The 10138-nt window shown below is 34.1% G+C and carries 8 protein-coding genes and 3 pseudogenes; 7 read left to right on the top strand and 4 right to left on the bottom strand.

Translation table 11 applies throughout. The features are described from left to right. Positions 1–229 precede the first annotated feature (229 nt). The gene (gene acnA / locus AC1M36_RS23065; RefSeq protein WP_336453044.1) at positions 230–2953 is read left to right on the top strand and encodes an aconitate hydratase AcnA; all 2724 of its coding nucleotides are present in this window, start codon (positions 230–232) and stop codon (positions 2951–2953) included. Between the two features lie 98 nt (positions 2954–3051). Further along, a pseudogene (locus AC1M36_RS23070) lies at positions 3052–4076 on the top strand (ABC transporter transmembrane domain-containing protein); the annotation flags it as partial. A 116-nt stretch (positions 4077–4192) separates the two neighbouring features. Here the strand turns inward: AC1M36_RS23070 and AC1M36_RS23075 are convergent. Next, a complete protein-coding gene (locus tag AC1M36_RS23075; RefSeq protein WP_336453043.1) occupies positions 4193–4519 on the bottom strand; it encodes a YmzC family protein in 327 nt (108 codons plus the stop codon). Positions 4520–4844: 325 nt separating this feature from the next. On the opposite strand from AC1M36_RS23075, the gene AC1M36_RS23080 reads away from it, so the two are divergent. Both AC1M36_RS23080 and AC1M36_RS23085 read left to right on the top strand, forming a co-directional pair. Continuing rightward, positions 4845–5423 (top strand): peroxiredoxin family protein, encoded by a 579-nt coding sequence (locus tag AC1M36_RS23080; RefSeq protein WP_336453042.1) that lies wholly within the window; start codon positions 4845–4847, stop codon positions 5421–5423. A 105-nt stretch (positions 5424–5528) separates the two neighbouring features. Continuing rightward, a complete protein-coding gene (locus AC1M36_RS23085) occupies positions 5529–6476 on the top strand; it encodes a 3'-5' exonuclease (RefSeq protein WP_336453041.1) in 948 nt (315 codons plus the stop codon). A 78-nt stretch (positions 6477–6554) separates the two neighbouring features. Here AC1M36_RS23085 and AC1M36_RS23090 read toward each other — a convergent pair. After that, positions 6555–6863: pseudogene (locus AC1M36_RS23090) on the bottom strand (Tn3 family transposase); the annotation flags it as partial. Positions 6864–7348: 485 nt separating this feature from the next. Here AC1M36_RS23090 and AC1M36_RS23095 point away from each other — a divergent pair. Next, the gene (locus AC1M36_RS23095; protein WP_479846229.1) at positions 7349–7879 is read left to right on the top strand and encodes a hypothetical protein; all 531 of its coding nucleotides are present in this window, start codon (positions 7349–7351) and stop codon (positions 7877–7879) included. Positions 7880–8112: 233 nt separating this feature from the next. On the opposite strand, the gene AC1M36_RS23100 is transcribed toward AC1M36_RS23095, so the two are convergent. Continuing rightward, positions 8113–8364 carry a hypothetical protein gene (locus AC1M36_RS23100; protein ID WP_336453039.1) on the bottom strand — a complete coding sequence of 84 codons (252 nt, stop codon included), beginning with the start codon at positions 8362–8364 and terminating at the stop codon, positions 8113–8115. A 475-nt stretch (positions 8365–8839) separates the two neighbouring features. Here AC1M36_RS23100 and AC1M36_RS23105 point away from each other — a divergent pair, with 475 nt between their 5' ends. Next, positions 8840–9436: a class I SAM-dependent methyltransferase gene (locus AC1M36_RS23105; protein WP_336453037.1), complete on the top strand. Its 597-nt coding sequence runs from the start codon at positions 8840–8842 to the stop codon at positions 9434–9436. Positions 9437–9569: 133 nt separating this feature from the next. Then, entirely contained in the window at positions 9570–9788 is a 219-nt protein-coding gene (locus AC1M36_RS23110; protein WP_336453036.1) for a hypothetical protein, read from the top strand. A 162-nt stretch (positions 9789–9950) separates the two neighbouring features. On the opposite strand, the pseudogene AC1M36_RS23115 reads toward AC1M36_RS23110, so the two are convergent. Next, positions 9951–10138 (bottom strand): annotated as a pseudogene (locus tag AC1M36_RS23115) (IS4 family transposase); the annotation flags it as partial.

The following is a 10138-nucleotide window of genomic DNA, read 5'->3' on the forward strand; positions in this document are numbered from 1 at the left end:
AGAGTAGAAAAGCTTCAAAAAGGAAGCTTTACTTTATGGTAATAGTATTCATAAGGAGAACGAAGGCTATTCAAATTACAGGAGATAAAGAAAACTTATAATAAACTATAAGTTTCTTATTATTTACTTATTTAGAAAGTTGTAATAAGATATTATCGTAAGGTATTGAAAAGTTTGTCTACATTTTATATTCAGACAACTCAGTCATGTTTAACAGGGGGGAAACATAATGGTCAAACATAATCCATTTCAATCTCGTGAAACATTTGAAGTAGATGGGAAAACGTATCATTATTATCAATTGAAAGCGCTTGAAAACGCAGGGGTTGGCAATGTATCACAATTACCGTATTCAATTAAAGTTTTGCTTGAATCTGTACTTCGTCAAGTTGATGGACGTGTAATTACAGAAGAGCATGTTACAAATTTAGCAAAGTGGGGAACAAAAGATGTTCAAGATATCGATGTTCCATTTAAACCATCTCGCGTAATTTTACAAGACTTCACAGGTGTTCCAGCTGTCGTTGATTTGGCTTCACTTCGAAAAGCGATGGCAGACATGGGTGGGGATCCTGATAAAATTAATCCGGAAATTACTGTAGACCTTGTAATCGATCACTCTGTACAGGTTGATAGAGCGGGTACAGCAGACGCGCTTGAATTCAACATGGACTTAGAGTTTAAACGTAATGAAGAACGTTATAAATTTTTAAGCTGGGCACAAAAATCATTTGATAATTATCGTGCAGTTCCACCAGCAACAGGTATTGTACACCAAGTAAACCTTGAGTATTTAGCACCAGTTGTTCATGCTGTGAAAAATGCTGAAGGTGAATTAATTGCATATCCAGATTCGTTAGTTGGAACAGACTCTCATACTACAATGATTAATGGTATCGGCGTTCTTGGATGGGGCGTTGGTGGTATTGAGGCAGAGGCAGGGATGCTTGGACAACCTTCATACTTCCCGGTACCAGAAGTTATCGGTGTTAAGTTAACTGGTACACTTCCAAGTGGTACAACAGCAACAGACGTTGCTTTAAAAGTAACGCAAGTGTTACGTCAAAAAGGTGTAGTTGGTAAATTTGTTGAGTTCTTTGGTAGCGGATTAAAGAGCATGCCTTTAGCTGACCGTGCAACAATTTCAAACATGGCACCAGAATACGGCGCAACTTGTGGATTCTTCCCAATTGACGAGATTTCATTAGATTACTTACGTTTAACAGGAAGAGATGAAGAACAAATTCGCGTTGTTGAAGAATACTGTAAAGCAAACGGTTTATTCTATACAGCAGATAGCAAAGATCCAATTTATACAGACCTTGTTGAAATTGATTTAAATACAATTGAATCTAACCTTTCAGGACCAAAACGTCCACAAGATTTAATCCCACTTTCAAATATGAAAGATGAGTTCCACAAAGCCGTTGTAGCACCAGTTGGAACACAAGGACTTGGATTCAATGAACAAGAATTTGATAAAGAAGTGAAAGTTGCATTAAAAGATCAGGAAGTAACGATGAAAACAGGTGCAATTGCAATCGCTGCAATTACAAGCTGTACAAATACATCTAACCCATATGTATTAATTGGTGCAGGTTTAGTTGCGAAAAAAGCAATTGAAAAAGGTCTTAAAGTACCTGGTTATGTAAAAACATCATTAGCTCCAGGATCTAAAGTTGTTACAGAATACTTAGATAAATCAGGTTTAACAACATATTTAGATCAATTAGGATTCCAAACAGTTGGTTACGGCTGTACAACTTGCATTGGTAACTCTGGTCCGTTAGCACCAGAATTAGAAGAAGCAATTGCAGCAAACGACTTATTAGTAACATCTGTTTTATCTGGTAACCGTAACTTTGAAGGTCGTATTCATCCGCTTGTAAAAGCGAACTACTTAGCATCACCACCACTTGTTGTGGCATATGCGCTTGCTGGTACTGTTGATATCGACTTGAAAAACGATGCAATCGGTAAAGATGAAAACGGTAATCCGATTTACTTTAATGACATTTGGCCATCAGCGAAAGAAATTGAAGAAGTGGTTCAAAGCGTCGTAACATCTGAACTGTTCAAAAAAGAATATGCACAAGTATTTAATAGTAACGAACGCTGGAATGAAATCCAAACTTCAAATGAAGCGTTATATACTTGGGATAATGACTCAACTTATATTCAAAATCCACCGTTCTTTGAAGGTTTATCAAAAGAACCAGGTGAAGTAGAAACACTTTCAGGTTTACGTGTAGTTGGTAAATTTGGAGACTCTGTAACAACAGACCATATTTCACCAGCGGGTTCAATTGGTAAACATACGCCAGCGGGCCGTTATTTATTAGAAAATGGCGTACAGCCAGTTGACTTTAACTCTTATGGTTCTCGCCGTGGTAACCATGAGGTTATGATGCGTGGTACATTCGCAAACATCCGTATTAAAAACCAAATCGCACCAGGAACAGAAGGTGGATATACAACTTACTGGCCAACTGGCGAGGTAACATCTATCTATGACGCTGCAATGAAATATAAAGAAGACGGCACTGGCCTTCTTGTAGTTGCTGGTAAAGATTACGGTATGGGAAGCTCTCGTGACTGGGCTGCGAAAGGTACAAACCTTTTAGGTATTAAAGCAGTTATCGCAGAAAGCTTCGAGCGTATTCACCGTAGTAACCTTGTATTAATGGGTGTATTACCACTACAATTTAAAGATGGCGAAAGTGCAGAAACATTGGGTCTTGTTGGTAACGAATCATTTGAAATTCAAATCGACAAAACAGTGAAACCACGCGATCTTGTAAAAGTAGTTGCAACCACTCCAGAAGGAAACGAAAAGCAATTTGAAGTAGTAGCACGTTTTGATAGTGAAGTTGAAATCGACTATTACCGTCATGGTGGTATCTTGCAAATGGTTCTTCGTGAGAAAATTGAAGAGTCTAAAGTATCAAATTAAGTAAGTTGTTGTAGTATAGAAGAAAAGTATAATATTTTCAATCAAAACAAGGAAGCTGACTGAAGTTAGCTTCCTTGTTTTATGTAAAGAGGAAAGGGATGAAGCCGTATAGCTTCATCCCTTTCCTTTTCTTATATAAAAAATTGGGGGAATGAAGATGAAAGAATACAAAAGAATTATATTACCGTTGTTACAGGAAAAAGTGTTACTTATTGCTGCAATATGTAGTGGAGTTATAGCGGCCGCTATGAATTTATCTAGACCATTGTTAATGGGGCTAATTGTTGATCGACTCATTCAGAAACATATAGAGGAAGTATATATACATCGTCTTATTTGTAGGAAGTAGGTTCATTACATGGGGGGATTCGCTATTATTTAATTATATAGGTTCAAAGAGTAGCCAACGTATATTACGAAAAAAACGTATAGAATTGCTAGATCATTTTTTGTTATTACCATTTGAGGAAAGTGAGAAGGTAAAACAAGGAGAGTTAGAAACATTGGTTGTTTCTGATATACCAAATTGGGTAAGGTTATATGGCCCTGTGTTAATAGAGTGCATTCATGCTATAGCTCAATTTATTGGAGCGTTAATAGCGTTTCAACACATTGATATACAGTTTATATGGTGGATTGTTCCATTTTTGATTGCGAGTGCGGTTATCCCAATGTTTATGGCGAAAAAAGTAAGAAAGACGGCTAGTATAGCTCAAATGAATCATTCAAGTGTTGTAGAAACAATATCACAATTTGTAAAAGGTATCAAGATTTACGTAGTTTAAGAGAGGGAAAATGGGCAGTAAAGAAATTTAAGGAGGTAACATCACATTCTTATAAATCAGAAGTGAAAAAGATTATGACGCAAAGCTTTATAGGTATTATAGGAACAGCGATAGAAACGGGTACATACATGGCAATTCTTATTGTAGGAGCGCAAAAAGTAATAAATGGAGAAACGGAAGTGGGATCGCTCGTTGCTATATTAGCTACTGTTGAAATGTTATTTTTTCCTGTTCGTTATGCCAGTGATCTATTCATGATGACACAAGTTTCTGTTGCTTCTGCATCTAGAGTATGGAGCTTTTTAGATATGTCTACTGAAATAATGGCTGAAGAAAGAGACTATTATTGAATGTGGAACGCCTCAAGAATTATTAAGCAATAATTCATTATTGAAAGAAATGCTATAGTTTTCATCAAAACAGGGGCTAAATGAATGCCCCTGTTCGTTCATATTTACTCTGGTTTATTGAGCTGATATTCGTATGTAGAGGAGTTTTCAGTATTAAATTCTTTTACTAATATAATCTTATTTGTGCCCGGATCATATTTGAAAATTTTAATGGTATGCCTATCGCCACTTGCAGGATCATGTTCCTTTAAAGCAAATGTATTTTCTGCAATTTGAGTCATATTACTGGTTTGTATATCTACTGGAGTAGTGTCGTGGTTTGTAGAAACTTCAATAACTCTTTCTTTGTTAAAAAATATAAGGACTAAAATTAAGATGACAAAACAGATGCGCATATAGCGTAGTTCTTTACTAATTGGATGTTCGCCCATAGTGTTCACCCTTTCATTGAACTACCCCCACCTACCTCTACAAGAGCTTGAGGTGGGGGATTCTCCTGTCTCTGTCTTCACAAAAACAGTTCCTCTCGTAGCCAATGGAACATGGTTTTATGCATAAATAATTACACCCCTTCCAAATTATAACTATTTATATTATACGATAAAGAGAAAAGATTTTCGATTTTATTAAGAATATTCTATTTATTTTTCAGGAGAATATTTCCAAGGTTGTCCGTATAAGCTAAAATAAAATGTAAGTACGAATATTATTTTTGAATGAATATAATAAATGACTCAAATTATAAGGGTGATGTATATGTGGCGGAAATTTACGGTTATTATCATCTTATTTTGTTTAGCTGGTTACGCAGTATATGTGCAACTTGGAAAAAACGATAAACAAGTAAGCGAAGAACCAATAAAAAGTGAAGAAACGATGAAAAAAGAAGTGATTGCAAAAAACGGAATTGAAGTAGGTAAGGTTGCACCAGATTTTGAGTTGTCAAAATCGGATGGGACAAGGGTTAAGCTTTCAGATTTAAAAGGTAAAAAAGTCATCCTAAATTTCTGGGCAACGTGGTGTGGTCCTTGTCAGCAAGAAATGCCGGATATGGAGGCTTTTTATAAGAAACATAAAGACGATGTAGAAATTCTTGCTGTAAATTATACGGTTTCTGAAGGTGCTAATGGAGAGGAAAAAGTGAAAAAGTTTGCGGAAGAGAAAGGAATTACTTTTCCGGTTTTACTGGATAAAGACATAACTGTTACCACGACATATAAAGTAATTACTATCCCAACTTCATATTTTGTGGATACAAAAGGCGTGATTCAGGATAAGTTTATCGGGCCGATGACGCAAAAAGAGATGGAAAAACGAGTTGCGAAACTAAAATAGTAGGAAGAAGACAGGGTTAGCCATAGGCTGTTTCTGTCTTTTCTTTTTCATCAAGCAGCTTGTTCATGGTATGATAAAAGAAATTTAAACGAGGAGAGTATGCCTGTGGGACATTTATCTTTGCCAGCAGACTATGTTGTGATTGACTTTGAAACGACAGGATTTAATCCATATAATGATCGAATTATTCAAGTGGCAGCGGTAAGGTACCGTAATCATGAGTTGGCTGATCAATTTGTTTCTTTCGTAAATCCAGAACGACCTATCCCTAGTCGAATTACAAGTTTAACAGGGATTACAAATTATCGCGTTTCGGATGCACCACTGATTCAGGAAGTTTTGCCGTTGTTTCTAGCATTTTTAGGTAACGACACAATTGTTGCGCATAATGCTTCGTTTGATATGCGGTTTTTAAAGAGTAATGCAAATATGCTTAGATTGCCAGAACCTAAAAATATGGTAATTGATACCGTGTTTTTAGCAAAAAAATATATGAAGCATGCTCCAAACAATAAGTTAGAAACTTTAAAAAGAATGCTCGGAATTCGTTTAAGTTCTCATAATGCACTTGATGACTGTATTACATGTGCAGCTGTATATCAAAAGTGTGCCGCTATCCAAGAAGAAGGACAAAAGAAAGTGAAAAAAGAAACACTTGAAGAAGATGAAGTGTACATGCTAATAAAAGAAATGCTTGTGAAGCATAATCGTGATATAGAGTGGATTCGCAATGTAAGCGTTGGAAGTTATCTAGATATAAAAGCTTTTTATCCAATTGTAAGGGTGAAGATAAAAGGGCGAAAAAAATATGTTTTAACTGAAAAGACAGAACAAGAGATGTTAGGGATATGTCCTAGTTTGAAATGTGAGCCGGCTTTAAAAAGTGAAATAGGTATAACGAGAATTATGATTGAAAGTTTAGAGGATTTTGAGAAATTAGAAAATTATATTTTAGAGGCTTATGACAGAGTGATACAAGCACTGAATGAGTATAAAGAAAATAAAGTTAATGCGAATGAAGAAATTGAAAAATATTTAAGCATAATGAAATAGTAAAAGTGATAAAAAATCCATCAGTTGTCAAAGGGGCTGATGGGTTTTTTATCATTTTTGTTGAACGAGAGAAAATGTTTTTGCTAGGGCTTTTGCTTCCTCTACAGAGGCTCCAAATGTATCCCAAGGCATCACCGTTTCTAATAATAAAAATGGATCTAAGTTTTCTTGTCTAGCTTTAATTAAAGCTGTTCCTAGGTTCGTGTAATGATTAATTTTTTCATTAACTGATTTTCCATTCTGTTTTTGAATTTCTTCTTGTTGTTTTCTTCCTTTCAATTGAAGATTCATGATCTGTTTATCATGAATCTCAAATGCTTGATCAACCAAATCTTGTGTTAAATTTATTAAATATGCAATCATGATTGCATATTTTTTGGTGCTGTGAATAGGGAGTACAACAAAAAACAGAAGGACACTGCCTGACATCAAAGTGTAGAATATCGATTAACGTTCCTATTTCAAATAATGTCAGGCTGATAATGCTTCCATTTGAATTCTACTGGTTTTTTCATATCGATACACATCCTTTTTAGTTTAGTAGTATCAGTATGTCCAAGATTTATAGATTAGTTTCAAGTTAGCTGAAATTTTTGCACCAGAACTTTACTATAGATAATCCAATTTATGTAAATGAAAAGCCTCATTAGTGGAAGCTGAAGGGAGGTTATAGATTTCTAGATACATTGACTACTGATAAGTAGCTTTATGTTAGCTAGTTTTGTGTAGAGTATTCATCCGATTCTTGGGGATCTTGTTCAGCAATCGGGCTAGATTGTTGAATAACATTTTAAGTTGAATTGTGAAGATTGTGAAGAAATGTTCTTTATTTAACGGAGCTTTATCGTAAAATATGAATAGGAGGTGATAAAGTGAAGATGAGAAAACGTATACTTGGTTATGTAATAGATTTTTTTCTTTCAATAGCTATCTGTATATTTCTTTCAATCTTAACATTTCTTATTGCAGCAGTAATAGCTTTACTATTTTTGCCTTTTGTTGCAAGTGACGGAGATACATGGAATCCAATATTAACTGGAATAATGAATGGCATACTGCTGTTGAGTGTTTTGGTGTTTATGGTCACATCACTAGGAGCTAATTTCAAATTGACCTTAACATGGGGTTACAAATTTAACGGTTTAATATTAGAAAATACCAATAAGTTAAGATTGTTTACATGGTGGTTTATAAGAAACGGAATAGCAGGTCTATTTATATTCTTAATTGTTTATCATTTAGCAAATGACATGGACTACAAGTACCTCTTTTTACCTATTTTTATTTACATAATATATATATGGATAGATGGGATAGTGTTCCTCCTTACAAAGGGAAAGAGAACTTTTACAGATATTTGGACGGGCATAGAAGTTAGAAACAACGAAAGTAGTAAAAGATAATATCCCACCGTCTGGAACTAAACTATAAGGATTATTTATTCTTCGAGAACGATGGTTTTTATTGTTTTTTTAGAAATTGCTTATTCAATTATTGGGCGCTTTTCTTGCGTAAGGAAGTGCCCATTCTCTATTCAACGGGGATTTGTTTTTCGATAAATCCCTTAATCTACCTTTTCGAGAGGATGGGCAAAAACACCCGAGTTTAGATTAAACTTTAGAATATGTTATACAATTTATTCGCCATTAGACACACCTTTCTCAATAATCAATACATTTACCTTTCCCCATACAAGGGATTTTCCATTCACTTGTTCTTTTTCAATAACTTTGGTTTGTGGGGGAAGGGGATATTTAAATAGTTGTTCAGTAAAATTATTAGAAATTCTATCTTTATTCGTCCAATATGAAAATCCTGCAATCAATATTATTACTACTAAAATGATTATCCTCATCTTACTAAATATCGTTCTTCTTAATATATTCATCTTTAAAAGACCTCTCCAGCGAAATTATTGATAGTAAAATTTTAACATAAAAATCCGTTTATCCTTAAAAAACACTTCTTTTCTCAGAGGGGTGTCTTCATTTGAAATATATAATATCGTTTAGAGTAAATTTTTGTTGAAAAATATGCAACATTTTATACAAGTTTCTGTACCAAAACAGCCAAACTTAAGCACAATAAATCGTGTCAAATCAATATTGTATAAAATCCTGTATATGGAATTGATGGACATAAAAACAAGAAACCTAGAACATACAAGGATTCCAGCTTGTCCTTGCTACTGATAATAATGCGTTATGTTAACCGAGCATGAATACCATATACATCAAAAATTCTAAACAAATCAGTCCTCCTAAATGGTAAAATAAGGAAAATAATGCAAAAAAACAGTAAACCTTCTCTCAAACAACGAGAGGGAGTTACTGTTCAAATCATAAGAAAAAGGTGAGACAAACTTGAATGTGTTAGAGAGATTGATAGAGCAAGCAAAGAATCCAAGGGGCTGTGTTGGTTCATTTATGCTAAATATTATGAATACTGCTCATGCTACAATGACCGAGTGGGCCTTAGGGAAAGTCAAAATAAAAGAAGATGCGGTAATGTTGGATATAGGGTGTGGCGGGGGTAAAACAATACATACATTGTCTAGTATGAATAAAAACGGCAAACTGTACGGTATAGATTACTCAGAACAAGCAGTAGAAGATTCTATAAGAGTAAATAAAGATGATGTAGAGACTGGAAAAGTGAACATTCGTCAAGCAAACGTATCAAACATCCCATTTCCAGAGGAATCTTTCGATATTATAACTGCATTTCAAACACATTACTTCTGGCCAGATTTAGAAAACGATGTTAAAGAAATTTTCAGAGTATTAAAACATCACGGGCACTTTATGATTGTTGCTGAGCTATATAAAATCAATTATCATATGAAAGCTTATAAAACCAAGAAAGAAATGGAGCAATTGTTTAAAAAAGCTGGTTTTAATACTGTTCAATTTCATGAGAGTACAAACAAAAAATGGCTTTGTATTGTAGGAGGTAAATGAGTATAAAAGATTTAAAATTTATCACTTCCACTTTCGATGATTATGTTAATAATACCTCATGACGTGGTGAAATTTAGGTGTTGTATTAATATGAATATACATGAAGTTTAGAAAAGAAAAAGGAGGATTTTTTATGGTCGATAATTATATAAATGAAAAAGATCATCTTTTTTATAAAAAACGTTTTTATAATGTTTTAGCTTCAATTCCTCTTGTAGTTAACACGCTAATAGTGATATATTTATTAGATTTGAGATTAACTTATTTTGTAACCCTAACTGGCATTTCAGTAATAACTTTATTAATTCAGTTCATCTATTATTATTCAAATTGGAAAAAATCTCTTGCATAATTTTTCTAATAGCTTTAGGGGTCCCACCCCACATCCATCAACTTAAGGTATATGTTTATACAAAGGCGGATCTTTCCATGTAATTTTTCATTATTTTTTATAGACATCCTAAAAGTAGGCATATCAAATAAACCCTGACGGGTTACAATTTTTTCACTATAATTATGCTACCTGATGAATGGAAGTGGTATACTCATAAACAACACCCAAAATATCAAAGACCGTTTTTTTCTCATATCTGTGGGATTTTCGTCCGTTTCGCTGTAGGAGGTTAAACAGACGAAGGAGAATCTTTGATAATTCTTGGGTGTTTTTTTGTAATGCTTGATGAAACAGTAAGAAATAATCTT

Source organism: Bacillus sp. Medicinal_06, assembly GCF_056711665.1.